This window comes from Staphylococcus sp. LKG4-2 (assembly GCF_050955665.1).
Classification (GTDB): Bacteria; Bacillota; Bacilli; order Staphylococcales; family Staphylococcaceae; genus Staphylococcus; species Staphylococcus saprophyticus.
The window spans coordinates 800,678-827,656 of sequence record NZ_CP194532.1 but is presented as its reverse complement, the minus strand read 5'-3'; the positions used below and the strand labels follow the sequence as shown (position 1 = coordinate 827,656).

The 26,979-nt window shown below is 34.0% G+C and carries 24 protein-coding genes and 1 pseudogene; 8 read left to right on the top strand and 17 right to left on the bottom strand.

The genetic code is table 11. The annotated features are described in order from the left end of the window. Positions 1-179 precede the first annotated feature (179 nt). The 5 genes from ACM6UH_RS03830 to hutU all read right to left on the bottom strand — a co-directional run bounded on the left by ACM6UH_RS03830 (position 180) and on the right by hutU (position 6,463). Positions 180-1,061: an SDR family oxidoreductase gene (locus tag ACM6UH_RS03830; protein WP_002482530.1), complete on the bottom strand. Its 882-nt coding sequence runs from the start codon at positions 1,059-1,061 to the stop codon at positions 180-182. Positions 1,062-1,142: 81 nt separating this feature from the next. After that, a complete protein-coding gene (locus tag ACM6UH_RS03825; RefSeq protein ID WP_048787459.1) occupies positions 1,143-2,267 on the bottom strand; it encodes an amidohydrolase in 1,125 nt (374 codons plus the stop codon). Beyond that, entirely contained in the window at positions 2,267-3,445 is a 1,179-nt protein-coding gene (locus ACM6UH_RS03820; protein ID WP_011302522.1) for a SulP family inorganic anion transporter, read from the bottom strand. Before ACM6UH_RS03820 ends, ACM6UH_RS03825 begins: the two co-directional genes overlap by 1 nt. A gap of 118 nt (positions 3,446-3,563) precedes the next feature. After that, positions 3,564-4,802, bottom strand: a complete 1,239-nt coding sequence (gene hutI / locus ACM6UH_RS03815) for an imidazolonepropionase (RefSeq protein WP_047504452.1) — start codon at positions 4,800-4,802, stop codon at positions 3,564-3,566. Then, positions 4,802-6,463, bottom strand: a complete 1,662-nt coding sequence (gene hutU / locus ACM6UH_RS03810; protein WP_011302520.1) for a urocanate hydratase — start codon at positions 6,461-6,463, stop codon at positions 4,802-4,804. Before hutU ends, hutI begins: the two co-directional genes overlap by 1 nt. Before the next feature lie 227 nt (positions 6,464-6,690). On the opposite strand from hutU, the gene ACM6UH_RS03805 reads away from it, so the two are divergent. Next, a complete protein-coding gene (locus ACM6UH_RS03805; RefSeq protein ID WP_011302519.1) occupies positions 6,691-7,566 on the top strand; it encodes a LysR family transcriptional regulator in 876 nt (291 codons plus the stop codon). Here ACM6UH_RS03805 and hutG read toward each other — a convergent pair. Continuing rightward, entirely contained in the window at positions 7,556-8,485 is a 930-nt protein-coding gene (gene hutG, locus ACM6UH_RS03800) for a formimidoylglutamase (RefSeq protein ID WP_047504455.1), read from the bottom strand. The two genes, ACM6UH_RS03805 and hutG, sit on opposite strands and share 11 nt — an antisense overlap. Before the next feature lie 255 nt (positions 8,486-8,740). Between hutG and ACM6UH_RS03795 the strand changes: the two genes are divergently transcribed. Then, complete coding sequence (locus ACM6UH_RS03795; RefSeq protein WP_011302517.1) at positions 8,741-10,156, top strand: CPBP family intramembrane glutamic endopeptidase; 1,416 nt, start codon at positions 8,741-8,743, stop codon at positions 10,154-10,156. Between the two features lie 183 nt (positions 10,157-10,339). On the opposite strand, the gene ACM6UH_RS03790 is transcribed toward ACM6UH_RS03795, so the two are convergent. After that, positions 10,340-11,041 (bottom strand): ribose 5-phosphate isomerase A, encoded by a 702-nt coding sequence (locus ACM6UH_RS03790; protein ID WP_041784774.1) that lies wholly within the window; start codon positions 11,039-11,041, stop codon positions 10,340-10,342. A gap of 159 nt (positions 11,042-11,200) precedes the next feature. On the opposite strand from ACM6UH_RS03790, the gene ACM6UH_RS03785 reads away from it, so the two are divergent. After that, positions 11,201-11,857 (top strand): MOSC domain-containing protein, encoded by a 657-nt coding sequence (locus ACM6UH_RS03785; protein WP_061046320.1) that lies wholly within the window; start codon positions 11,201-11,203, stop codon positions 11,855-11,857. Positions 11,858-11,991: 134 nt separating this feature from the next. Here the strand turns inward: ACM6UH_RS03785 and ACM6UH_RS03780 are convergent, their stop codons facing one another. The 3 genes from ACM6UH_RS03780 to ACM6UH_RS03770 form a co-directional block, all read right to left on the bottom strand. Beyond that, the gene (locus tag ACM6UH_RS03780) at positions 11,992-13,008 is read right to left on the bottom strand and encodes an aldose epimerase family protein (protein ID WP_041784773.1); all 1,017 of its coding nucleotides are present in this window, start codon (positions 13,006-13,008) and stop codon (positions 11,992-11,994) included. A 599-nt stretch (positions 13,009-13,607) separates the two neighbouring features. Continuing rightward, entirely contained in the window at positions 13,608-14,846 is a 1,239-nt protein-coding gene (locus ACM6UH_RS03775) for an ABC transporter permease (RefSeq protein ID WP_048787058.1), read from the bottom strand. Further along, positions 14,839-15,738, bottom strand: coding sequence for an ABC transporter ATP-binding protein (locus ACM6UH_RS03770; protein ID WP_037537848.1), 900 nt, complete (start codon positions 15,736-15,738; stop codon positions 14,839-14,841). The genes ACM6UH_RS03775 and ACM6UH_RS03770 overlap by 8 nt, the downstream gene beginning before the upstream one ends. A 229-nt stretch (positions 15,739-15,967) precedes the next feature. Between ACM6UH_RS03770 and ACM6UH_RS03765 the strand changes: the two genes are divergently transcribed. Then, a complete protein-coding gene (locus tag ACM6UH_RS03765) occupies positions 15,968-17,584 on the top strand; it encodes a ribulokinase (protein ID WP_048787059.1) in 1,617 nt (538 codons plus the stop codon). Positions 17,585-17,641: 57 nt separating this feature from the next. Here the strand turns inward: ACM6UH_RS03765 and ACM6UH_RS03760 are convergent, their stop codons facing one another. Beyond that, entirely contained in the window at positions 17,642-18,340 is a 699-nt protein-coding gene (locus ACM6UH_RS03760) for a DUF805 domain-containing protein (protein WP_011302510.1), read from the bottom strand. A 203-nt stretch (positions 18,341-18,543) separates the two neighbouring features. On the opposite strand from ACM6UH_RS03760, the gene ACM6UH_RS03755 reads away from it, so the two are divergent. Continuing rightward, positions 18,544-19,155 carry a DNA-3-methyladenine glycosylase gene (locus tag ACM6UH_RS03755; RefSeq protein WP_002482515.1) on the top strand — a complete coding sequence of 204 codons (612 nt, stop codon included), beginning with the start codon at positions 18,544-18,546 and terminating at the stop codon, positions 19,153-19,155. A 115-nt stretch (positions 19,156-19,270) separates the two neighbouring features. On the opposite strand, the gene ACM6UH_RS03750 is transcribed toward ACM6UH_RS03755, so the two are convergent. The 4 genes and pseudogenes from ACM6UH_RS03750 to ACM6UH_RS03735 all read right to left on the bottom strand — a co-directional run. Then, positions 19,271-20,596: a Na+/H+ antiporter NhaC family protein gene (locus tag ACM6UH_RS03750; RefSeq protein WP_037537845.1), complete on the bottom strand. Its 1,326-nt coding sequence runs from the start codon at positions 20,594-20,596 to the stop codon at positions 19,271-19,273. 103 nt (positions 20,597-20,699) lie between these two features. Further along, positions 20,700-21,500, bottom strand: a complete 801-nt coding sequence (locus tag ACM6UH_RS03745; protein ID WP_048787060.1) for a DUF4097 family beta strand repeat-containing protein — start codon at positions 21,498-21,500, stop codon at positions 20,700-20,702. Next, positions 21,497-21,826 (bottom strand): hypothetical protein, encoded by a 330-nt coding sequence (locus ACM6UH_RS03740; RefSeq protein WP_371284690.1) that lies wholly within the window; start codon positions 21,824-21,826, stop codon positions 21,497-21,499. Before ACM6UH_RS03740 ends, ACM6UH_RS03745 begins: the two co-directional genes overlap by 4 nt. Before the next feature lie 66 nt (positions 21,827-21,892). Beyond that, positions 21,893-22,018 (bottom strand): annotated as a pseudogene (locus ACM6UH_RS03735) (HAAS signaling domain-containing protein); the annotation flags it as partial. A 236-nt stretch (positions 22,019-22,254) separates the two neighbouring features. Here ACM6UH_RS03735 and gltS point away from each other — a divergent pair. Then, the gene (gltS, locus tag ACM6UH_RS03730; RefSeq protein ID WP_041079166.1) at positions 22,255-23,463 is read left to right on the top strand and encodes a sodium/glutamate symporter; all 1,209 of its coding nucleotides are present in this window, start codon (positions 22,255-22,257) and stop codon (positions 23,461-23,463) included. A gap of 406 nt (positions 23,464-23,869) precedes the next feature. On the opposite strand, the gene fni is transcribed toward gltS, so the two are convergent. Both fni and corA read right to left on the bottom strand, forming a co-directional pair. Next, entirely contained in the window at positions 23,870-24,913 is a 1,044-nt protein-coding gene (gene fni, locus ACM6UH_RS03725; protein WP_048787062.1) for a type 2 isopentenyl-diphosphate Delta-isomerase, read from the bottom strand. Positions 24,914-24,979: 66 nt separating this feature from the next. Beyond that, on the bottom strand, positions 24,980-25,927 hold the full coding sequence (gene corA / locus ACM6UH_RS03720; protein ID WP_048787063.1) for a magnesium/cobalt transporter CorA: 948 nt from the start codon (positions 25,925-25,927) through the stop codon (positions 24,980-24,982). A gap of 137 nt (positions 25,928-26,064) precedes the next feature. On the opposite strand from corA, the gene ACM6UH_RS03715 reads away from it, so the two are divergent. Both ACM6UH_RS03715 and ACM6UH_RS03710 read left to right on the top strand, forming a co-directional pair. Beyond that, a complete protein-coding gene (locus ACM6UH_RS03715; protein WP_002482506.1) occupies positions 26,065-26,541 on the top strand; it encodes a thioesterase family protein in 477 nt (158 codons plus the stop codon). A gap of 8 nt (positions 26,542-26,549) precedes the next feature. Next, positions 26,550-26,960, top strand: coding sequence for a hypothetical protein (locus ACM6UH_RS03710; protein ID WP_433911995.1), 411 nt, complete (start codon positions 26,550-26,552; stop codon positions 26,958-26,960). Positions 26,961-26,979: the final 19 nt, after the last annotated feature.

Below are 26,979 nucleotides of genomic sequence, written 5' to 3'. Positions count from 1 at the left end.
TAATAAAAAAGCGAGACAGAAACCAAACATTGAATTTGATTTCTCAATCTCGCCCATATAACGTCGGCTATATGACTCATTGTAATATTCGCTTATCAATCTAGAAGTCACAGGGTTTAGATGATACAACTTTAATGTGATTGAATCATCTCCACATTAGCTGTGACGTTTCATATAACCTAGTCTAACTGAGTACCACCTGTCACACCATATACTTGACCTGTTGTATAACTGGATTCTTCAGCTGCCAAGTGTACATATGTGCCTGATAATTCTACAGGTTGACCTGCTCTGCCCAAGACTTCCTTTTGTCCAAAGCTCGGAATTTTAGATTGCGGTTGACCGCCAGAAATTTGTAATGGTGACCAAAATGGTCCTGGCGCAACACAATTCACACGAATGCCTTTCGCACCGAGTTCTTCGGATAGACTTTTCGTTAATGAAATAATCGCAGCTTTTGAAGCAGCATAATCATGTAAAATTGGGCTTGGATTGTAACCTTGAACTGAAGAGGTCAGCGTAATGGTTGCACCAGCTTGTAAATAATCTACTGCTTTTTGAACTGTCCAAAATATTGGATAAACATTCGTCTCAAATGTTTCTGAAAACGAAGCTGTGTCAAAACCTTTTATGCTTTCTCTATATTGTTGATGACCGGCGACGATGGTTACATTGTCTAACCCGCCAAGTTCGTTGTAAGCTGTTTCAACTAAATCGTAATTAAATTGTTCATCTCTAATGTCACCTGGAATTAAGACAGCTTTTCTTCCTGCTGCTTCAATGACTTGTTGTACTTCTTCTGCATCTTGTTGTTCTGCTGGAAGATAATTAATTGCTACATCAGCGCCTTCCTTAGCGTAAGCAATAGCTGCTGCTCTGCCTATAGCTGAGTCTCCACCAGTAACTAACATTTTATAATCATTTAAACGACCATAACCAGTATAGGATGTTTCACCGCAATCAGGCTTTGGATCTAACTTACTTTGTAAACCTGGAACTGGTTGTTCTTGTTTTGGAAAATCTTTATTTGAAAATTTAGTTCTTGGATCTTGACCTGCCATTATGAACACTCCTTAAATTATGAACTAGTTATTAAATACCCAACATTTCTATTGTCTAATACATAATTTAAGTATATTGCCTTAATTTTCATTCAATAATTTTTGTACAAAAGTAACAAAATAGTCAGGTACTTTTTCTAAAATACGTTCATCTGGGTCATATTTTGGATGGTGCAAATCATATTCACTATTAGAACCAATAAAGACAAATACACTTGGATACTTATTAGAAAAACCAGAAAAATCTTCGCCAATCGTCAACGGTTTATCCATAACACTGACATTGTATCCAACTTCTTTGGCAATTGCTATTGCATCATTTGTTAATTGCTCATCATTAACCACAGCACCAGGCAAGCGGTGATAAGACGTTTCAATGTCTACGCCAAATACTTTAGCAAGTCCGCTTCCAATGGCTCTTAATCTTTCTTCAATCAGTACACGTTTATCTTCATCAAAACTTCTCACAGTACCTTGCACATAGGCTTCGTCTGCAATAACATTCCATGTATTCCCACATGATACTTCTCCAATTGTAACAACTGCATTATCAAATGCTGATAAATTTCTACTCACAATAGACTGAACACTATTAATCAACTGTCCCAATACAATCATTGGGTCTTTACCTTGTTCTGGTTTAGCAGCATGCGCACCTTTACCTTTAATTTTAAATTCGAAACGGTCTACAGAAGATGTGATAACCCCCGATTTAACCGCAAATTCTCCAATATCTAACGTTGGATAATTATGATAACCTAACACGGCTTTCGCACCGTCAATTGCACCTGTATTAGCAACTTTCACTGCGCCATAGCCCAATTCTTCTGCAGCTTGAAAAATAATGCGCACGCGTCCGTTGAGTTGATTTTCTATTTCTTTTAATCTCACTGCGACCCCTAGCACACTAGCCATGTGAATATCATGTCCACATGCATGCATCGCACCTTCATTGGTCGAAGTGAATTCATGTTTCACTTGCTCATCTATTGGTAGTGCATCAATATCTGTTCTAACTGCAACGAATTGATCACCTTGTCCAACCTCTGCAACTAGTCCTGTTTCTAATGGTAAATCTAAAACTTTAATATCATATGATGCTAAGATGCGTTTGATACGTTTTGTTGTTTCATATTCTGCATCTGATAGCTCTGGATATTGATGAAATGTTCTTCTCCAATTTATGTAGTCTTCGTATTGTGGCATTATATGTCACGTCCTTTCCTTTTATTAAACCCTTGAATCAAATAGTATAGTAAACTAACAAGCACAACCCCGGCCGCTAGGTTATTCGTACTTAAAATAATCAACATTGTAAGTACAACGATCGCCCCATGCTTTATTGGAGATACCTTAATAAATGAAATCGTTCTCCTATCAAATGTATTAAGGGAAATCGTTATTAATACAGTTGCTAGCACTGCCATTGGTATTTGACCGATAATATCTCCAAAAACGAATAAGCTAATGAGTAAAAAAGCACCCGTGATCAATGTTGATACCCTCGATGTAGCTCCCATCGTTGCATTAAATCGCGATTGACCCACAAGTGCGCTACCACCATAGCCACCAAATAAAGCGACAATTGTATTGGCAACACCTTGCCCTATCGTTTCTTTATTTTTATCACTTTTAGTGGCAGTAACTGCATCCATCATCCGCGCTGTTAATGTCGTTTGTACAACAGCAACAATTGCCATTGTCACTCCATACATGCTTGAAATACCAACGATATGCATATCATACATTGCATCTGGAAATGACAGCATCGGTACATGAATATGCAATGATGCTAAATGGTGTACATAGACAATATCTGGTTTAAGCCACCATGCACATATCGTTAAAATAATAATCGCAATCAATGGTGCCGGCATAAATCTGATATATCTTTGTGCTAACCAAATAATTAAAAAAGATGCCACCGCTATGACATAGGTCGCATTTGAAATATTTAGTATATTTTTTAGTTGCGATGTAAATAACAATACACCTAATGCATTCATAAAACCTATAACAACACCTGTGGGAATATAATCTAATAATTTATTGATTCGGCAAATACCCATCAAAATTTGTATTATTCCCATAATTAACGTAGCCAATATTACAGCGGGCATACCGTGGCTAGACATAAGCGGTGCGACAACTAAAGAAACACCACTACTTGGTGCTGACACCATTAATGTTCGATTGCCGGTCAAACTTATAACTAACATCATAAGTCCAGTACTTAGCATACCTATGGTTGGACTTACACCTGCAATAAAGGAAAAAGCAATTGCACCGGGTAGTAACGCGAGTGCCAACAAAACACCTGCAAGCATATTGGTGACTAATGCCCCGTGCCACTGATTAAAATAACTTATGTGACGCACATTCATTGTCACCTCCAAATTGCTTTAACCATATGGTATCATAATTGTCGAAATATTTAATCAACTCTGCCTAAAATAATACAAAAAAAGCCAAGTCAATTTGACTCAGCTTTAACTATTCAAATTATTGTTCTAATTTGATACGATTATCAATCAACACTTTACCATCTTTAATGACTTTTTCAGCGTGGTTAATACCATAGTGATATGGAATATATTCATGGTTAGGCGCATCCCAAATAACAATATTAGCTTTATCTCCTTGATTAATGGTACCAGCATCAATGTCAATGGCTTTAGCCGCATTAACAGTCACTGCGTTCCAAATTTCATTTGGAGATAATTTCAATTTCAAGGCAGCAATCGACATCACAAGTTGTAAGTTGTTTGTGACACAACTACCTGGGTTAAAATCTGTCGCAATCGCGATTGCGCCATCATTGTCTAACATACCTCGCGCATCTGCATAAGATTCCTTGCCTAAATAGAAAGTCGTACCAGGCAATAACACCGCGACAGTGTCACTATTTTTTAGTTTTTCTTTACCTTCTGTACTTGATGCTACAAGATGATCTGCAGAGATTGCATTTTCGTCGATAGCTAACTCTAACCCCCCCAATGGATCAATTTCATCTGCATGGATTTTCACATCAAAACCTAATGCTTTTGCCGCTTCCATATATTTTTTCGATTCTTCAACCGTAAACACACCAGTTTCACAGAATATATCTGCAAAATCAGCATACGGCTTAACTTCTGGTAATAAATCAATCATCTCTTGAAGAAAAGCTTGATTAGACTCAGCATCTTTAGGTACGGCATGCGGACCAAGGAATGTGTGTTTCATGTCTAAGTTATATTTTTCAGCCAAACGATTAGATACACGTAATTGTTTTAGTTCATTTTCTTTATCTAGACCATAGCCACTTTTACTCTCAACAGCTAAAACGCCATGTTCCATCATCGTCAACAAATTCTTTTCTGCCTTTTTAAATAATGCTTCTTCAGTAGCTTTACGTGTAGCTTCAACTGTAGATAAAATGCCACCACCTTGTTCAAGAATTTCTAAATAAGAAACACCTTGTCTTTTAAGTGACATTTCATGTTCACGTGAACCACCATGAACAAGATGTGTATGTGCTTCAACCAAAGCTGGTGAAACCACTTTATCTGTTGCATCAATTGTTTCAGTTGCTTCATAGGCATCTGAGTGCTCTCCTGCGTAGACAATTTTGCCGTTTTTAACGACAACCGTTCCATTTTCAATAATGTTAAGTTCGTCTAACTCTTTTCCTTTTAATGGACGTTCAGTAGATTTTGGTAAAATTAGTTCTTTAATGTTTTGAATAATTAAATCGTTCATTATTTGTCTCCTTTACCTGTAATCATTGGGATTTTGATACCTTTTTCTTTTGCAACTTTAATCGCAGATTCATATCCAGCATCCGCATGTCTCACAACACCCATACCCGGATCTGTCGTTAATACACGTCCTAATCTTCTATCAGCACGTTCTGATCCATCTGCTACAACAACCATACCTGCATGTAAAGAGTAACCCATACCAACGCCGCCGCCATGGTGGAATGAAATCCATGAACCGCCTGCTGCTGTATTAATTAATGCGTTTAAGATTGCCCAATCGCCAACAGCATCAGAACCATCTTTCATACCTTCAGTTTCACGGTTTGGACTAGCGACAGAACCAGAATCAAGATGATCACGACCAATGACAATTGGTGCAGAAATTTCACCATCTCTTACTAATTTATTCAATGCTAAGCCCATTTTCGCACGCTCTTCATAACCTAACCACGCAATACGTGACGGTAAACCTTGGAAGGCGATTTTTTCTTGCGCTAAATCTAACCAACGAATTAATTTTTCATTATCTGGGAAAATCTTTCTCATTTCTTCATCTGCACGCTCAATATCTTTCGGATTTCCACTTAATGCTGCAAAACGGAATGGGCCTTTACCTTCACAGAACAATGGACGAATATAAGCAGGCACAAATCCAGGGAAATCAAATGCATTTTCTAATCCATCATTAAATGCAACCTGTCTGATATTATTACCATAATCAAATGCAACAGCACCATTTTTTTGAAATTCAAGCATGAGTTCTACATGTTTTCTCATAGAAGTTTGTGCTTCTTTAACATATTGTTTCGGATCTTTTTGGCGTATTGCTTTCGCTTCTTCTAATGAATACCCTTGAGGTACATAACCATTTAGCGGATCATGTGCACTTGTTTGGTCTGTCACAATATCAATTTTAAAACCTTTATCTAAGATTGCTTTATGTGTGTCAACCGCATTACCGACTAAACCAATTGATAATGGTTCACCCTTTTCACGAGCTTCATCAGCTAAACGTAACGCTTCGTCTAAGTCGTGTGTTTTAACGTCACAATAACGCGTCTCAATACGTTTATCTATGCGTGTTTCATCGACGTCTACGCCGATAACAACGCCACCGTTCATTGTAACGGCTAGTGGTTGCGCACCACCCATACCGCCTAGACCAGCTGTCAAAGTGACCGTGCCATTTAATTTGCCATTAAAATGTTGATTCGCAAGTTCTCCAAATGTTTCATAAGTACCTTGAACAATACCTTGTGAACCAATATAGATCCAACTACCAGCTGTCATTTGACCATACATCATTAAACCTTTTTTATCTAATTCATTGAAATGATCCCAATTTGCCCATTCTGGAACTAATACTGAATTAGATATTAATACACGTGGCGCTTCTTCATGTGTTTTAAATACAGCAACGGGTTTACCAGACTGCACTAACATTGTTTCATCTGCTTCTAATGAACGTAATGTATCTTCAATGGCTTCAAATGCTTCCCAATTACGTGCAGCTTTACCTATACCTCCATAAACAACTAAGTCTTCAGGGCGTTCAGCTACTTCCGGGTCAAGGTTGTTATATAACATTCTCAGTACCGCTTCTTGTTCCCAACCTTTACATTCAATGTCTAACCCTCTTTTTGCTTCTATTTTTCTCATGAAAAATCACTCCTTGTTTTTAATAAACATATCCTTTGTTTAACAATAACTAAAAAAACCATAGTACAAATGGTATGGTAATAAGCAATGTAAGCACGATACTTACACAAAAGCACACCTTTCTCTATATGAACCAGTATAATGTGTTATTATATAGACTACCAATATAAATAAACTAATTATTGATAGCTTTAAACTATAAATAACTAATTAAAGGAGCTTTCCTTATGAAAATCATACAATTAGAATACTTTGTTGCTGTTGTTAAATATAATAGCTTTACTAAAGCCGCTAACTTTTTACATATTAGTCAACCTTCTCTGACGACAACAATTAAAAAAATGGAAGCTGATCTAGGTTATGATCTATTTATGCGTACGACTAAAGATATTAAAATTACTGAAAAAGGCATTCATTTTTACAATTACGCACGACAACTGATACATCAATATCATCAAACTATCGAAAAAATGTACGATCTCAATATGGGACATGTACCTAAAATTAAAATATCTATTTTAGAATCGACAAACCAATGGCTTTCTCAAGTATTATCGACACATGCTAAACAATTTCCAGATCAAACTTACCTTGTATCTGAAATTCATGATCAAAATAAAATTTTTGAATTGCTCGTTAACTTTGAGAATCATGTTGCTTTCACTAACGAACAAATGAAGCATGATGATATTGAATCTATACCGCTCTATGAGGAGTCCTATGTGTTGATCACTCCTAAAAATGCTTTTCCACATTCACATACTACTTCTATTGCATCCTTGCCATTAATATTGCCAACCAAAGGATCCCAAGTTCGTAAACATCTAGATGACTACTTTAACCGTATGAACTTGCATCCTAATATCATTATTGAAGCGGATCGATTTGAAGCTGCCACGAACTTTGTGCATAGAGGTTTGGGATATGCTGTGATACCTAGAGTTTATTATCAATCATTTAATGCTAAGGATTTAGATGTCTTAGATATTCAACCTAAGTTAGGTCGTTCTATATATATTAACTACCTAAAAAAAAGAAAGCACTCATCACGTGTGCTTTCTTTCATCGAACAATGTGTTAACTATTGGAATTTTAAAGAATAAAATGATATAAGAAATTAGCTGATAATTTTGCAGTTCTGTTATCTACATCATACTTAGGATTTGTTTCAGCAATGCTAATTGTTGGGACTTTTTCATTCGGAATGATGCGTTTAGCTAATTCAAGTACGATGTGTGGTGATAATCCAAGCACACCATTAGCACTCACACCTGGTGCAAACGCGCTGTCAATAACATCCATACATATTGTAAACATGATGACATCATGATCATGTACAAAACGTTCCACCTTATCTTTGATTGGAGGAGAAATTTGGTGAAGCAATTCTTCTGAATAAACATAACCGATGCCTTTAGTTTCTGCATAGTCAAAAAGTGCTCGAGTATTGCCACCCTGTTGTATACCTAATACAAGATAATCTGTGTTTTCATCTTCTTCTAGTATTTGTCTAAAACTCGTGCCAGATGTTGAACCTGATTCTTCTCGTGTATCAAAGTGTGCATCAATATTAATGACACCAATAGAAGCGTCAGGATATGCCTCTCTCGTGCCTAGATATTGTGCATATGCAATATCGTGACCACCACCAAGTAAGAATGTTTGATTATGTTTTTTTATAGATTTGGCAACGTAATGCGCAAATTCTTGTTGCGTTTCTTCTAATCTATCATGATTGTGTTCAACGTTGCCATAGTCATATACATTACATTGTCTAATAACTGGTAAATTGGCAAACGTTTTTTTAATTGCATTCGGGCCTTCTTTTGCACCAATACGCCCTTTATTCAATTCAACACCTTTATCTACCGCGTACCCTAGTATACCTACACCATGACGTGATTCATTGTCATCATCTTCAATATTGCGAAAATTTATAGTTTGAAAGTGCCTAAATTGTGATTCATCTGTTTCACTATCAATTCTTCCAGTCCAAAGATCACGTTGTGCTAATTTATACATAATTCTCCTCCTTTAAATACTTACGGTCATTTAAAAGTATACGCTTACATTTTCCTCAATTCAATTTATAATAATATTTACCCAATTCGCATCATTATAAATTTAAAAATTCGTAATAAATATTTCAATTTCATGTTAGATTAACTCAAACTATTACATTTCAATGATAAATCGGGAATTTAATTTATTTCTATCTCATAAATATGTATAATTAGGTACAAATGATTTTTTTGAACCCTATTGGAGGTTACATAAATGAATACAAAACGTATACCAGGTTTTCAATGGGCAATGATGATTTTTATCTTCTTTATTGTTGCTTATGCATTACCTATTATACTTAAAGATTTACAGAGTTCCGTTCCATTTAAAGATTTCGTCTTTGATATGAGTACACTTGCACCATTCATAGCAGCTTTTATCTGTATTGCTATATTTTCACACAGAGGTACTCAATTAGCTAGTTTAAAATTGACTATTAGCTTAAAAGTGATTGAGCGTGCAATTTTAGCGCTTATTTTACCATTAATTATTTTTATTATAGCTATGGTATGCTTTAATATTTTTTCTGATAGTTTTGTTCTTTTACAAACAAAAGATTTATCTGTTTCAATTTCATCTATTATTATAGGACAAATTGTCATGGCTTTTTTAGTAGAACTCGGTTTCCGTTCTTATCTACAACATATTGTTGAAACTAAGATGAACACGTTCTTCGCGTCTATTATTGTTGGTTTTATGTATGCAATATGGAATGTAAACATCGCCTTTAGTTTTGACTTTGCAATATATAGTTTCCTATATTCATTTGCTTTTTCAATGATTATTGGGGAATTAATACGTGCAACGAAAGGCCGTACAATATACATTGCAACTTTATTCCATTTCGCAATGTCATTTGGACTTGTATTCTTATTTAATGAAGAATTAGGCGAAGTATTTGCTATGAAAGTCATCGCCTTATCAACTGCAGCCGTTGCTATACTTTATATTTTAATTAGTTTAATTATTCGTACAATCCTTTATTTCTTTACAAAACGTAATTTAGACGAAGTAGAGGAAAATAATTATCTTGATCACGTTAATGACACCGATGAAGATCTTACTGATGTTGGTGATGAATATAACGTGTCAGAAACCGACGAAACGCATCATTCAGCGAATGTAAATGCCGCTACAGCTGAGACATCTTCAGAAGTTCAAGATAAGGAAGATCCAACTGATCGTCATCACGAATCAAATGCATCAGACCAAGATAATCAATACAATTCGACAGAAGATACTGCACATGAGGACGACAGTCGAGCGAATATAATCTCAGAGAATACACCAAGTCCCTCATCAAATGATTCAACGAAAGTGGACGCTAAACACTCAGATTCACGTGCGAATAGTGCAGTAGAAGCATCTACTGAGAAGGCACATCCAGAATCAGACCAAGATGAAGTGAAAGTAAATTCTCGCTATACTTCAAATCGACAGTCATCTGTCGTATCTGATGCACGTACAACAATCGATGAAGAAAGTGATGAATCTTCAAGACATTTGAGTTCAGAAAGTGATGATGTAACGCAACAAGATAATCAACCTTTAGATACAGCTGATTCATCTAATGCTGATTACGAACGCTCACCTTTTGATTTGAAAAGTAAACGTGGACACCGTAGCTAATCATACTCAATATAAAATGATTCAACTGATTTTATGAATTTTAAAAACCAATGCTAAGCTATGTTTCATGACTGATAGCTTTAGTATTTGTTTTTTGTTTAATTACTGTAGCATGTAGCGATATGATATTTTCAAACGATACAAAAAGACATTGTGCTCGAATGAATAAGCACAATGTCTTTTTTAATCTATCAATGATGCTTTATTTTTAATCTTTACTCCATTCGTTGTACCAATAATGGCTTGGTCTGCAACATTTAAAAAATAACCTGTTTCTAGTACACCGATAAGGTGAATCAAAAATTCATGCATACCTGCTGCGTTGATACCTTCATTTAATACAACATCTAAGATATAATTACCGTTATCTGTAATAAATGGCACATCATCAACCATTCTACGTGTTACTTTTAATTCATCATATGCTTTAATTCGTTTAGCTACAAGTAACCAATTAAATTTGTCCACTTCAACAGGCAACTTAAACGTTTGTCCAAGATAGTCTACACATTTACTATCGTCAGCTAAGACAACAAATCTTTCGGCCATGGCATCTATTACTTTTTCTCTAAATAGCGCGCCACCACCGCCTTTAATTAAGTTTAAGTCGTTATCAATTTCATCTGCGCCATCTATTGCAATATCGATATGATCCACATCATTCACATCAATGATATGGATACCTAACTCTTTGGCTATAAATGCCGTTTTATTAGAGGTACAGACACCTGTGATTTTTATTTGTTCTTGTTCCAGTTTCTCTGCTATTTTTGGGACAAGCAATTCAATCGTTGATCCAGAGCCAATACCAACAATCATACCATCTTTAATCTGGTCTAATGCATCATTAAATGTACTCATTTTTAACTGTTTCTTATCCATCATGCTTCCCCTTTTATACTGTACTTTTATCTTTATTGTACATGAGATTTATTAAAATACCTAGACAGAAAACTGATTTTCAAAATAAATTTATACATATACTTGCATAATTAACACATTGTTTTAAAATAATAATCAATCTATTGTTGGAGGTACAAAAATATGATTTATAAATTAGAAGCCATTTCTACTGGCAAAATACAAGATTTACCATATAGTACCAAAAGACCTATGCGTTCTGCATTAAATAAAGAAAAATATTCAGGAAAAATGTGGCTTACACATACTGGATTTGCTGAAGATGAACAAGAATATAAAGGACATGGCGGGCCAAATAAAGCCGTTTGCCTGTACAGTAAGAAAAATTATGAACTTTGGAAACATGACCTACCAGCGTTACCACCCTATGCGATGTTTGGTGAAAATTTAACAGCAACTGATTTAGATGAAGCGCATGTCTATTTTGGTGATCAATTCCAGCTTGGTGAAGCTATTTTAGAAGTTTCAGAAATCAGAGAACCTTGTTGGAAAATACAAGAAAAGTATAAAATCCCTGATTTGATTAAGAGAATGTCATCTTCTTGTAAAACTGGCTTCTATTTTCGTGTGTTAGAAGAAGGCTACGTACACGACTCCGATCATTTAAAACTTATCAAATCTGCGGATGCATCAACACGTCTTTCTGTGTATGAGCTCAATGACATCTATTACAATGATAATAAAAATATTAATCGCTTAACCTATGTTTTAAAAAATCCATATTTAACAAGCGACAGGATTAGCAAATTTGAACGCTTCTTAAAACGTGCTCAAAAATAATAGCGTTTGCTGTAATTAAATTAAAATGAAATGAAAGGCGGGTATCTCATTTAAGATACCCGCCTTTCATATAGTCTATACTTAATGATTAACCACTCTCCCAAATGGTGTCATAAGTATTGACTCGTTCATTTTTATAGTTGCTTTTCAGAAATTTTATATGACGTTTTAGAGTAAAAAGGCTCATTAGCTTCTAAAATGGATGGTGCTTGATCGCCTAATAAATTAATATCGTTTGGAATACATTGCGTTTCTAGTGTAAAACCTGAGTGCGCTTTATAAATATTAAAATCACTATTCCAACCAGTTGTATCATTAAATGTGTAAATGACAATGTTTGGCATATCTGTGTTTACTTTTAATATAAAATGTTTATTTTCCACAGTCATTTCATTACCACCAATATCAAATGGATGATCAATACCACCAAAGCGTTGCATTTGTTCTTTAACAATTGCGTCTTCACTATCAAAAATATCTTTGAACTGGATATTTTGTTCTTGGAAGGTATTTACCAAACTTAAAGGTTCCATACTTTTCACGATATTGTCTTCCCCTAATAAATACATATCCAATTTTGAACTTGAAATGCTGTGATTATCAATCACATTGTTGTCTCTGTTCAAGTTAAAATATACATGATTCATCGGATTAAACAATGTTTTTTCAGTTGATTTCGCTTTATATTCTATCGTCCACTTATGGTCGACATTATAAGTGTGAATCACTTCTAAATCAATATCACCTGGAAAGTGATCATCTGCACTTTGAATTGTAGTAGTAAAAATAACCTTCACTTGTCCGACTTGTTCTTCAATTTTATAATCAAAGAAACGTTTGTCTATACCATTGGGTCCACCATGAATATTATGTACACCATTATTGGCATCTAACTCATATTTTTTACTATCTAACTCAAATGTTGCATTTGCAATTCTTCCGCCATATCGACCTACGGTTGCACCAAAATTATAAGGATTCGATTCATAAAACTCATCTGCTTCAACGACATTACCCAGTACAATATTATTATCGTCGTATTTCCACGATACAATTCTCGCACCATAATTTGTAAAAACAATTTTTGTTTCTTCATTATCAATTTTAATCAAATCGATACCATTGCTTTGACTTTCTACTTTTGCAAACATCATTAATGACTCCCTTTCAAACCTACACTTTAATAATAGGTTTTTCCATGAATAAAATTCAATCATAAATGTCGCCTTCGTTATACTTGATTCAAGGGGTTTTGAACAAGTATGAAGGCAATTATCTAATATAGATTTCGTTTACGAATATAAGATAATCATAATTTCATCATTAAAACACTGAATTGGTGCACACAAATGATCTCTAAAACATATATTTATGGTCCCTCAATCATAAAATATGCTTAGATGTTTAATTAAAAATAATTATGTAACATTTGAATACATTCAATCATTTTTTATATCTTCATATTACTCACTTATATTGTAACAATTTATTCAAATATTTATCTATACTAATCATAAATTCTATCAAACTATATAGAAAATTGTTATACATTTTTCTATTTTTACCTAATTCCCAACAAATTCATCATCTTCCAATCAATAATTATATGAATTAATAACAAAAAAACGAGCTAAGACGTCTATCATGCCTCAGCCCATTTCACAATCTAGTCATGTTATCTAGAGATCACGCAACGCCATTTGCTTAGAAAAAATAATTTTCTATCTCACTCTATTAGGTATTCATGCGTTTAACTTCTTTTAAAAATACGTTTCATTGCATTCATAAAGCCTTTATCAAAACTCAAAATCGTATTTTTGTAACTTCTTACAGCAATCCATAATAAAATAAAAATGGTAATAATGGATAAAATAACACTCACAACAATCTCCCAAACTGCAACATCAGGTGACGCTGAACGTACAAACATTACGAACGGAGACAATAGCGGGATAAAACTAGTGATTTTTGTAAGCATTGTATCTGGATTCATCACACTGAATAACGAGATATAAAATGCAATCATACTGAATAGTGTCATCGGCATCAACGCTTGGTTGATATCTTCAATACGTGCCGTAATGGATCCCAAAATAGCTGCTAATATAATATATGAAAGGATACCAATAATTAGTGAAACGATACCTACAATAGATATTTGCATCGTTAACTCGTTTGGTTCAATTTTAAATCCTTTCAACATATCACTTATATCAAATACGAAGAAACATATTAAGCCTGCCGCTACAAATATGATAATCTGTGTAAATGCCACAGCAATCACACCGGAAATCTTAGCTAAAATATGTGTGACTGGACTCACACTCGTAATAATCATTTCGATAACGCGTGACGTTTTTTCTGTAGCAATTTCCATCGCTACTTGACTTGCATAATTAAAGACAATAAAGAATATCAACATCAGTCCTGCGTATACCATTATTGTGTTAAAGCCTTTTTGCGCTTCACTTAAATTTGAATTGCTTGCTTTATCAGCAATGACTTCTGACGTAACTTTACTTTGTGATTGCAATTGTTTCAGTTCCCCTTGGGACAAATTCAAGTTCGCTGCGACGAGTTGTGTTTGAATTGTTGATAAAGAAGCTTTTAATTTTTGTTTTTGTTGTTCTGAAACTGTATCTTTACTTAAAATTTTTCCAGAAAGTTTATTATCATCTGTCATTTTGATAATGTATGCTTTATCTAATTTTTCGTTTTGAACTTGCGTTTTAGCTTGCTTCTCTGAAACTTTTTTAAATGTAGCCCCCTCGTCCAGTTGATCACCTTGACTTTTTATTATTTTATAAATTTCATTGTCAGATGAAACAACACCGACTTTATCAGGACCATCATCAAACAAATCAATAATCTTATTCATATTAGATGCTAAGAGCATTAAGACAATAACCAATCCAGTAAAAATCATAAATGATTTCGTCTTGACTTTGTTCTTGTACGTCAGTGAAAATGTTGCTAAAAATTTATCCATTAACGTCACCTACTTTGTCTATAAATATTTCATTTAGTGAAGGTTCTACTACCTGGAATCGTTTCACAAAGCCATATTGTTTCACTATGTCATAAATTTGTTCTGCGACGGATTCTGTCTCTATCATTGCTTTAATCTCTCTCTTATTTCTGTCTACCTCTAGGACGCCATCTACTTTATCAATTTCTGGCATTTCGTGATCTGTTTCAATGACTACACGTTTGTTGCCATGATTCGTTTTCACTTCATCAATTGGACCCGATACAACAAGCTCTCCCTTATTTAAAATACATACGTTATCGCATAGTTCCTCAACATGTTCCATTCTATGAGAGCTATATATAATTGTCGTACCTGCATTGTTTAAGTCTTGAACCGCCGACTTTAGCAATTCAACATTCACTGGATCCAAACCACTAAATGGTTCATCAAGAATAAGCAACTCAGGATCATGTAGCATACTTGCTAGTAATTGAATTTTCTGTTGATTCCCTTTAGAAAGTGATTCGATTTTCTTTTCTCTATTTTCTGTAATATCAAATCGTTTTAACCAGTAATCAATTGCTTTTGTAATATCTTTAGATGCCATGCCTTTTAATGTAGCTAAATAACGTAATTCGTCTTCTACTTTCATCTTAGGATGTAAGCCACGTTCTTCTGGTAAATAACCAATACGATTATATAACGAGCGATCGATTACTTTATCATTATATGTGATGCTTCCCTTTGTAATGGGTGTCAATCCTAATATCATTCTAAATGTGGTTGTTTTCCCAGCGCCATTTCTTCCTAAAAATCCTAGCATCTTTCCTTTTTCTAAGGAAAGTGACATATCGTTTACAGCAGTAAAATTTTTATACTTTTTTGTTACATGGTCAATTATTAATGACATACCATTTCGCCACCCTTCTTATATAAATCCTCTACTCTGATGATACCATTTGTCTTTTGAAATATACATTTTTAAATAAATCACACATATTTATATTAATAAGACTGTATTTCTCAATAATCCAATATCACAATGATCTTAACTTTACATTATAATATGTAAGCACTATCATAAAGATAAATGAAGTCTCTAGGCTTATTCCACAAACTGATTAGGGGGCAATGCAATCATGACATATAGTATCGGCATCGACTATGGTACCGCTTCAGGGCGCGTATTTTTAGTAGATACAACAAATGGTGAAATTATTTCTACATATATAAAAGAATATCCACATGGCACCATTTCAGAATCATTAAATGGTACCGAATTACCGCACAATTATTTTTTACAACATGCAGCAGACTACACTTCTATATTGGAGGAAGGCGTTCAGTACGTCTTAAAAGATAGTCAAGTTGATCCTAAGTCCATCATTGGCATTGGTATAGATTTCACCAGTTGTACCATCGTGTTCTTAGATGATGACTTCAAACCTTTACATTTACATCCAGATTTAGAAGATCAACCGCATGCTTATGTGAAACTGTGGAAGCATCATGGCGCTCAAGATGAAGCAACCTACATGAAACAAGTAAGTGATAAGGTAAACCCATCCTGGTTAAATTTTTATGGTCATAACGTAAACAGTGAATGGATGATTCCTAAAATATTAGAAGTTAAAAACAAAGCACCAGAAGTTTTAGAACGTAGTGCCTATATCATGGAAGCTGGAGATTATTTAGTCAGTTTATTAACTGATAAAAATATTCGCTCTAATTGTGGCATTGGATTTAAAGGCTTTTATAACGAAACAGATGGCTTCAATTATTCCTTTTTTGAAGCTATCGATCAGGAATTACCAGAAATTGTTAAAACAAAATGCGAAGCACCCGTAGTCAATATCGGTGAAAGCGCTGGTAGTTTGAGCCCATATTATCAAAATCTATGGGGCCTTACAGAACAAGTACAAATTTCTCCGTATATCATTGATGCGCACTCCGGTGTACTCGGTGTCGGCGCAATTGAACAAGGTGAATTCACGCCTGTTATCGGTACAAGTACATGCCATCTGATGCTCGATCCAAAACAAGAACCCATACCTGCAATTACTGGTTCAGTTAAAGATGCTATCATTCCAGATCTTTATGCATATGAAGCTGGACAAGCTGCTGTTGGTGATTTATTTAATTATTCTGCCAGCCTCGCACCAAAATCTTATGTAGACCAAGCTGAAAAACAAGGCCTTTCTATCCTTGGATACTTAGAGAAACTGGCTGCTGATATATCAATAGATAAACAGCATGTAACCGTACTCGATTGGCATAATGGTAACCGTAGTATCTTAAGTGATAGTAAGCTAACAGGTAGTATCTTTGGTTTAACACTGCAAACACCATTTGAAATGATACACAAAGCTTATTTAGAGTCTACAGCGTTCGGAACAAAAATGATTATGCAACAATTTGAAAACAACCACATTCCCGTAGAAACAGTATATGCTGCCGGTGGTATTCCTATAAAAAGTGAACTTTTAGTTGATATTTATGCTAATGTGCTAAATAAAGAAGTGGTCGTTATTGATTCAAGTAACGCTACAGCGCTTGGTGCAGCTATGTTGGGTGCAAATGTTGGTGGCGCTTATCCAAGCTTAAAAGAAACTGTCAAACATATGAAGCAACCTGTTTATTATCGTAAACAACCAGAAGCTAAAAAAGTTAAACAGTATGCGCTTTTATTTGATCGTTATAAAGCCTTGCATGATTTGCTTGGTAAAGAATATCCACAATTATCTTACATTAATTAAATTATAAAGAGGGCTGTTTCAATTATATGAAACAACCCTCTTTATAATTTATGGCATTTAATATTTAAAATTATCGTCTTTTTTAGTAGCGTTCTCATCACTAGTGTTAACTTCTTCACTGAAAGCATTCTCTTCACTATTCACGTGTTTCACATTTGTGTCTTCGTGTATAGGTGCGTCTTGATTTGCATATGTGTTAGTAGATGATTTAATATGATTGCCATATTTATGACTAGCACCATATTTATTCGTTTTTCTTTCACTATCAAGACAACAAATCACTAGCATGTAGATGCCAAGTGCTATATAGACAAGGAAAATAATAGCAAAAAATATGATATATACTGGATTATTATATTCAGGATCTTGAATATTCACTACAAATAGCACCGGATAACTTATAACAATAACACCTAGATATATTAATGGCATGAGCATGGTTCTTCCCGTATCATGAAATCTTCTGATTAAAAGTGCCCATCCTGGAATTAATGTTGCCAAACTGTATATTAATGCGTAACAAATCGATAAGAATAATAATATAACTCCTATAGCAACCAATTCTTCAGAACTTGATGCTGCGCCTGATACAGTCATTATTAAACCGATGATATACAAAATCAATGCTGGCATCATAAAGATGATGTTCCATAATGCCATGAACCAGTACTCGCTACGACGTGAACGGCCTTTGAAATTAACATAGTTTTTCCAAAATAATTTGAGTGCCTGACCAAATCCAATGCTTCGTTCCATACTTTCCCCTCATTTCATATTCATTTTGTTTTCAATAAGTTTTGTCATATACTAGACTTTAACCAAAAGCATATGCTAATTCCTATTAATCTTATAATAATTAGTGTAACAAATAATCATGTACATAGTAACACAATTTTACAAATATTTTAAAAACATTTAAAAAAATTTAATTTCATATTATTAAAAGTGGAGGGCATCTAATGGATTTTTTACAACGCGATACCGTAACAATTGCTAAAGACTTACTCGGCGTAAGAATCATCTACCACGATGAACTACAAACCTTTACAGGTTATATTGTAGAAACAGAGGCATATATAGGAACAAAAGATCGTGCTGCCCATGGTTATAACGGAAAGAGAACACCTAAAGTTGAATCATTGTATAAACAAGGCGGCACTATTTATGCCCATGTCATGCATACACATCTACTCATTAATTTCGTTACCCAATTGGAAGGCCAACCTGAAGGGGTATTAATTAGGGCAATAGAACCCGAAGAAGGTATAGAGTTAATGGCTATTAATCGAGGAAAGAACGGTTTCGAACTGACTAATGGCCCAGGTAAATGGACTAAGGCGTTTAACATACCTAGACATTTAGACGGATCCAAATTGAATGAAGGTCGGCTAAAAATTGATACAAAAAATCGTAAGTATCCTAAAGAAATTGAAGCAAGTGGCCGTATTGGCATACCTAACAAAGGGGAATGGACACACAAGCCATTAAGATTCACTGTAAAAGGAAACCCATATATTTCACGAATGAAGAAATCAGACATGCGACAACCAGAATATACTTGGCGCATATAAAAAAATAAAGGACATTCAGAATACGTTTTTAAAACGCATATTGAATGTCCTTTACTTATATAGTTCTTTTCCAAAACATAAAGTAAGTGTCTAATGAGAGACAGATATATTTATGCTATTTTTGCTTTTTATCTCGATCCAATAGTCCAAATTGAATTGTAATGATTGTACAAATTACAAAAATCACAGGATAAAATGAATATTTTAAAACTTCTAAGTAAGATACATCACCGTATTGTTCTACCATTAACATCCCTGAGTCATGTGGTAATACCATTAATGCACAACACGCGAAAATATCTAGTAAACTTGCCATACGTTTTGGTGGTACTTTATACTCGTCACCGATTTCTTTTGCAATTGGCGCAGAAATAATAATAGCCAATGTATTGTGTGATAAAGCTGCTGAAAGCACCCCAGACATTAAACTGATAACATACTCAGCACTCTTGCGCCCTTTTGCTTTTGCCTTCATAGCTGTAATAATCCAATCTATACCACCGTAGTAACGAATTAATGCCACAAGACCTGATACTAAGAAAGCAACGAGGAAAATAGTGAACATACTTTCCATACCATCACCTATTGCTTTTGTAAATTGAAATACGCCCATTTGACCTTGCACCATGCCAAGTACGCCAGCCATAACGATACCAATAATTAATACAAGTATTACATCAAGACCAGCAATCGCTGCTATCAAGACGAAAATATAAGGCAAAATATTGATAAAATTAAAACTTAAATCTCCTTCTACTTTACCTGTTCCTCCTACAACAGCATAAAAAATAGCTGTAATAATAGCTGCCGGTAAAGCAATTAAGACATTCATCTTAAATTTATCTTTCATTTTCGCACCGACACCATTTGTTGCTGCGATCGTCGTATCAGATATAATAGATAAATTATCTCCAAAATATGCACCTGCGATCACCGCTGCACCCGCCGCTGCAACACTTAAATCTGCAGCTTGTGCGACTGCAACACCAACAGGAATGAATGCTGCCTGTGCACCAGTTGAAGTCCCTAATGTTAAGGCCGCAAAACCACTCATGATAAATATACCGGGGATGAGTAAACTTGGTGGAATAACAGACAGACCCATATTAACCATCGCAGCCTTGCCACCCATTTCTGAAGTCACAGTAGAAAATGCACCCGCGAGTAGTAAGATTAATCCTAAATTTACTATGCCTGAATTACCAGCATGTTCAGTAAAAATTTGTACTTTTTTTGTGAATGCTGTTTTCCTATCATAGCAAGTCCACGCAATCACAATACCTATCATGATTGCCACATGTCTCGGTAACTGATCGAACGCATCCTCTTTACCCATTATCGTGAAAGTAATCCCTACGCCAATATATAAAATTAAGAATATCAGCAACGGCAATAAGGCTAACGCCCCATATTGTTTTTCACTTCGTAACGACTGTTCCATATATATACTCCTTATAACCTAGTATTTTCATACGATATATAGTAAATCAAAAAAGGAACAATGTCATTGAATTGACGTTATCCCTTTAAAATAAGCATATTATTTATTTAATTAACGCATCACCCGTATCTGTCTTAATCATGATCACATGATGGCCGTTACCGACTTTTTTATTTTCAAATTGTTTGTCTTCAATATTTAAATTACCAGTATCACTACTATACTCAATTTGACTGTTTTTAGGTTTATCCTTACCATATATTAACTCTACATTACCAGTATCTGTTTTAATTTGCATAGGTTTATCCGCTGGTGTATCTTTCATTAAAATATCACCGGTATCCGTTTTGAAATCACCGTGTTGAAATTGCGTTTTGTTCAGTTTAATGTCTGATGTATCACCAGACGCAACCAATTGATTGAACTTACTATCATTGATGGTCAAATCCATTACATCTGTATTCAACTGTGCTTTATCCGCATTGATATCATTTAAAGTTGTACTACCATCATCTGAATGTACCTTTAAATTTTCTAAATCTTGAGGAACATATATAGTCATATCATTATATCGCATGTCTAAAAACGAAATATCCACATTTGATTGTCCTTTGTGGTCACTTACCGTTAAGTTGCCATTTTTAACTTTTGCATGAATCTTGATTTTTTCATTAGAACCTTTTGATAATACCTTAAACGTTTTACCTTCTTTTATTTTCACATTACTATGTTTTAAATCTAAATCTAATCCTTTAATACTTTTATTATTATAAGTTTCATTAAAATTCGTTGTAATTTGATTTGCTTTTTTATGTTCAATTTTAAATTGTTGAACTGCACCTACTGCACAAATCACTGTTATGACTAAACCAATATCAAATATCCATATCAATGATTTTTTCATCTCGTAGCACTTCCTTTCACTACATGGATATTCCATTTTAGATATTTAACACAAAGTACATAAAATCCTTTTGTAATAAGATAAGTAATGACGAATAGTATGAGTCCTAAACCAAACATCGTGCCTGTCACAAAAACATCTAATAAGACAACTGCTTCAAACCCTTCTATAGCACCTTTAATTATAATACCTATCGGTGAGAGTATGAGAGATATCGTCGTAATGATTAATGAAATAACCACACTTAATAATATGATAAAAGGAATCGTTATAATGAAAAAGTTTAATATACTTAAACCCATAACAGCTAATGTAGCATGACCCACATCCCCTAATTTATTACTTTTTTCAGCCTTGACTATCGCAGCATTTGCATTTAATTCTTTCGCTAATTGTCTCGGATTACCTAATTCATCAGCGATTTGTTCTTCGGTTTTTCCTTCTTGTAATCCACTATAAAAATGCGTGTCATATTCATTAATAATATCTTGTCGTTCTGTATCATCTAAATTTTTCAGTAGTTTACGCTAAAAATATAACACACTACTGTACATTGCAAGGTACTGATCAATGTTTTTTCTCCTTTACTATATAGGTTGTTTAAATTGGCAACTATTGTTTTATTATAGGTCAAACTATCATTCTAGTTTTAAAGAATGTATAATGATGCTTGTATATTTTTGTAAACGTTTACTTAATATGAAATCATATTTAAATAATTACATAAAGTTAATGAAATAAAGGGGGTCTATTAATGCTAGAGTTAGATGCAATTACCACTTTAGCACTTGCAAGTATTTTATACTTACTTGGTGTATACATCGTCAATCATGTAAATATTTTGAAAAGATTATGTATACCAGCGCCGGTAATCGGAGGACTATTATTTGCAATTGTTGTCGCAATTTTGAAGTCAGCAAGTTTGTTAACAATCAAATTAGATTCAGAATTTATACAGAATTTCTTTATGCTCGCATTTTTCACAACGATTGGCTTAGGCGCTTCGCTTAAACTACTAAAATTGGGTGGTAAAATACTTATATTTTACTTTATCTTCTGTGGCATATTAGCAATTTGTCAGAATTTAATAAGTGTTTCGTTAGCAAAAGTACTCAATATTTCGCCATTACTTGGCTTAACTGCGGGTTCTATGTCAATGGAAGGCGGTCATGGCAATGCAGCTGCATATGGACAAACGTTACAAGGCATAGGTGTCGATTCAGCATTAACGGCAGCATTAGCCGCAGCAACACTGGGTCTTGTCGCAGGTGGGTTAATTGGTGGCCCTGTAGTGAAATTTTTAATTAATAAATATAACTTAAAGCCTGAACAAGCAGAAGAAACTACGCAAGATTATTCTGAAAGTGATAGAAACGAATACTTACACAATCGAATGGCGCCTACTACCGTATTTTTACTACAATTTACAATTGTAGCTATTTGTATGGCCATTGGATCCTATTTAGGAAACACATTTACCGATTTAACAGGTATCAATATCCCTATTTATGTTGGTGCAATGTTTGTCGCTGTCATAATCAGAAATATCTCAGAATACAATAATCTAAAAATAATTGATATGAAAATCGTTGATCGTATCAGTGATGTATCACTTAGCCTATTCTTATCCATTGCTTTAATGAGTATTCAACTTACTGAAATATATCAATTAGCAATACCGTTAATCATCATCGTACTAGTTCAAGTTTTATTTATTATTCTGTTCTCGGTCATCGTATTATTCCGTGGCTTAGGCAAGAATTACGATGCTGCAGTTATGGTAGGCGGTTTTATTGGTCATGGTTTAGGTGCAACTCCAAATGCTATGGCAAACTTAGATGTTATCACTAAAAAATATGGCGCATCTCCTAAAGCATATCTCGTAGTACCAATTGTCGGTGCATTCTTAATTGACCTACTTGGTGTACCAATAGTGACTATATTTATCAATGCCTTTAAATAGATAACTTACAAATAAATTTTAGTAGCACTTATTAAGCTTTTTTGAAATATTTTTAGAAATGACAATTATTTTGTATTGAGCGCTTTTATTATTTGCTTTATTTAATACAATAAATACCAATCATGTTTATTTTATATACTATTACATTGATAGTGATTTATGCCGAAATTGTGAGTATAGTACTTGTTGAAGATTACATGCTAAGACAGCACCCGTGAAAATTATGGGTAAAAAAACTGCCAACAAAATCAAAGATTTTGTCGACAGTTTGTAGCAAGTAATTTAAGTGTTTGTATAAGTACTTGTCATTTATACTCCAATCCCTTATCACACATTTAAGCAAGCCGAGCATTTTTGCCGTGGCTTGCTTAATTTCGTTTTATTCTATTATTTTGAACTTTTCAAATTATCTGATGTCTAAACCTCTTTGTTCAATCCATGACTGTAATTTAGGACTAAATACCATTTGCGTTTGTTTTAAATCTTTTATTGTTTTGACATCAAGCATGGTCATAATCTTCTTCATATGATCTGTAAATTGTTCAGTATAATTAAGTGTTTCAGTAATACCATAGTTTTCAACTTGATTTAAAAATGGGCGTGACATCCCGACTGCGCTTGCACCCAATGCCAAACATTTAACTGCATCTAAAGGTGTTCTTACACCACCACTGGCTAAAATATCCATATCTTGTTGATATGAAGCACTTTCTAACAGTGATTCAACTGTTGTTTGTCCCCATAATCCTAAATAATCCATATCTTTGTATGTGCGTCTTTCATTCTCAATATCCACGAAATTTGTGCCACCTCTACCGCTAACATCGACGTAGCGTACACCGATTTCATTGAGGCTCTTAATAGTTTCCTTACTCATACCAAATCCTACTTCTTTTACAATCACTGGCACGTCTACGCGTGAGACGATTTGTGCTAAGTTTTCCATCCAAGTAGAAAACGTTCTATTACCTTCTGGCATTACAAGTTCTTGTGGAGCGTTCACATGAACCTGCAGTGCTTGAGCATCGAGTAATTTTACAGATTCAACCGCTTTATCTACAGGGACATCTGCACCAACATTACTGAAAATAATACCATCCGGATTCGTATCTCTGACAATACTGAAAGATGATGCCATTTTACTATTTCTTAATGCAGCATGTGTAGAACCAACTGCCATAGCGATACCAGTTTCACGTGCTATTACAGCCAATTTTTCATTGATTTGCTTCGTCCATTCACTACCACCAGTCATAGCATTGATATATAAAGGTTGATCTAGTGTGAAGTCTTTTAACTGACTTGTTAAATCAATATCATCGACATCGACACTAGGAATTGAATGATGTACAAATCGTATTTCGTCAAAATCAGAAATCGTGGCATCTCCTTGTGCCATCGCAATTTCTACATGTTCATTTTTTCTTTGTTCTCTTTTATTATCGCTCATCTTTTGCTCCTACTTTCAATCATTTTATAATGCTTTGATATATTAAATAATGTCTTAAATTACATACTAAAACCATTTTTCTTTTTTAAAATAATAAATACATCCTGCACTGATCGCCAACATAATACCTAATACAATATAGTAACCATAATGCCACTTTAACTCAGGCATATTGATAAAGTTCATGCCATATATACCTGTAATTAACGTTAATGGTAAGAATATCACAGATACTAGGGTCAGTATTTGCATCACACTATTCATTTTAAATGAGGTATAGGACGAATAATTATCTCTTATTTCAGTTGTCACTTCTTGTGCAGTTTTTAAAATACTTTGTTGTTTAATAATATGATCCTCTATATGTTGAATATACATATGATTTTTACTATCTACAAGTAATAGCTTACTTTCTTTAATATTATCTATTAATTCGTTCATAGGGTATATAATGCGTTTCAATTTAATAATGTCACCACGAATTTTAAATACATCTTCCATGATACCTTTAATGGATTGACTGTTTAAATTTTGGTCTTCGAATTCAAACACTTTATCTTCGATGTCATAAATGTGTTTAAAATAATCATCTACCAATTTATCTAAAATATACAGTGCCACATCAGACGTATCTAAATCTTTATTAAATTGATGTTTAATCATTTGTTCTACATCTTCTAATATTGAAAATGGTTTGTGATGGTATGTAATCAAAATATTATCTTTGATAAACAAATTTAACGCTTTATCCCTATTAAAAGGGGTATCCATACTATGAAAGACGAGATATTGATATGTTTCATAGGCCTTATATTTTGCTCTCGGTGTCCCTTTTATCGTATCTTCAATTTCAAGTTTATTAAATTTAAATTGTGATTGTAATACTTCGTTTTCAGTTTCCGTTGGGTCATTAAAATCATACCAAATCAGCGTAGCTTCTTTTGGTATTTCATTATAGTGAGCTACCTGAACGAAAGGTTGTTCAGAAGTTTGATATTTAATCGTTATACTCATTATTCCCCTCCCGAAATCGTTTCCTTTATTTTACCATGAAATAGTATGTGTGTATGTTTTAGATTTATTTCGTTAAGCATACTTTAAAACATGTTAAACTTTAATTATATATTTTCAAACTTTGAGGAGTTGTATTCATGAAAAATCCTTTCACAGTGATTCAGCAAGTGAACGAAGATATGATTGATCACAATGGTCACATGCATGATGCTCATTATAATATGGTCTTTAGCGATGCCATTAACCAATTCAATTATCAACACGGATTATCCTTGGAAGAGCGTGAAGCCTTAAACTATACACTATTTACAGTTGAAGAACACACGGCCTACCTTTCTGAATTAAAGAAAAACGAACGCTATCACATTACCATCTATTTATATGATTATAATGAAAAAAGCGTCCATTTCTTTTCCATAATGACAAATGAACATGGTTCAAAAGTTGCTACGAATGAAGCACTCATGTTAGGTATTAATCGTGCAACTAATAAAACTGCACCTTTCCCAGAACAATTTGCACAAGCAATTATCAATTATTATGATAATCAACAATTAATTGAATGGCCAAAACAATTAGGCCATCGTATTCGGATTTCAAGAAAAGGAGTTTAGATATTACTATGACAAATCATATACATTCAGCAGTAGCATCACAATTGTATGATTTATTCGATGATACTAAATATGAATTAAGCGAATTAAATCAAAGTAAGCAACTTGTATTAAACGGACCAGACAATAAATTAATTAAACGTGGTTTAGATATCAGTTATTTACAAGGTCAGAAGAAAGCGATTGATGCCATAGATTCAATATTAAAAAATGATTCTGACGATGCAGCTTTCAAGCTTAATTTTACGGAATTTAGCACTCAAGTCATCAAATCATTCGAATCATCTGCAGCTAAGTTTAAAACCCTTGCGCTACCCACCGAAGACTATGATGTAGTACTTGCACATCATTATTCATTAATGGGTCAAAAATTAATTATCGACACAGTTCACACAACGATATTAAACCAAACATTTTAATGACATGTGCAACAAACCT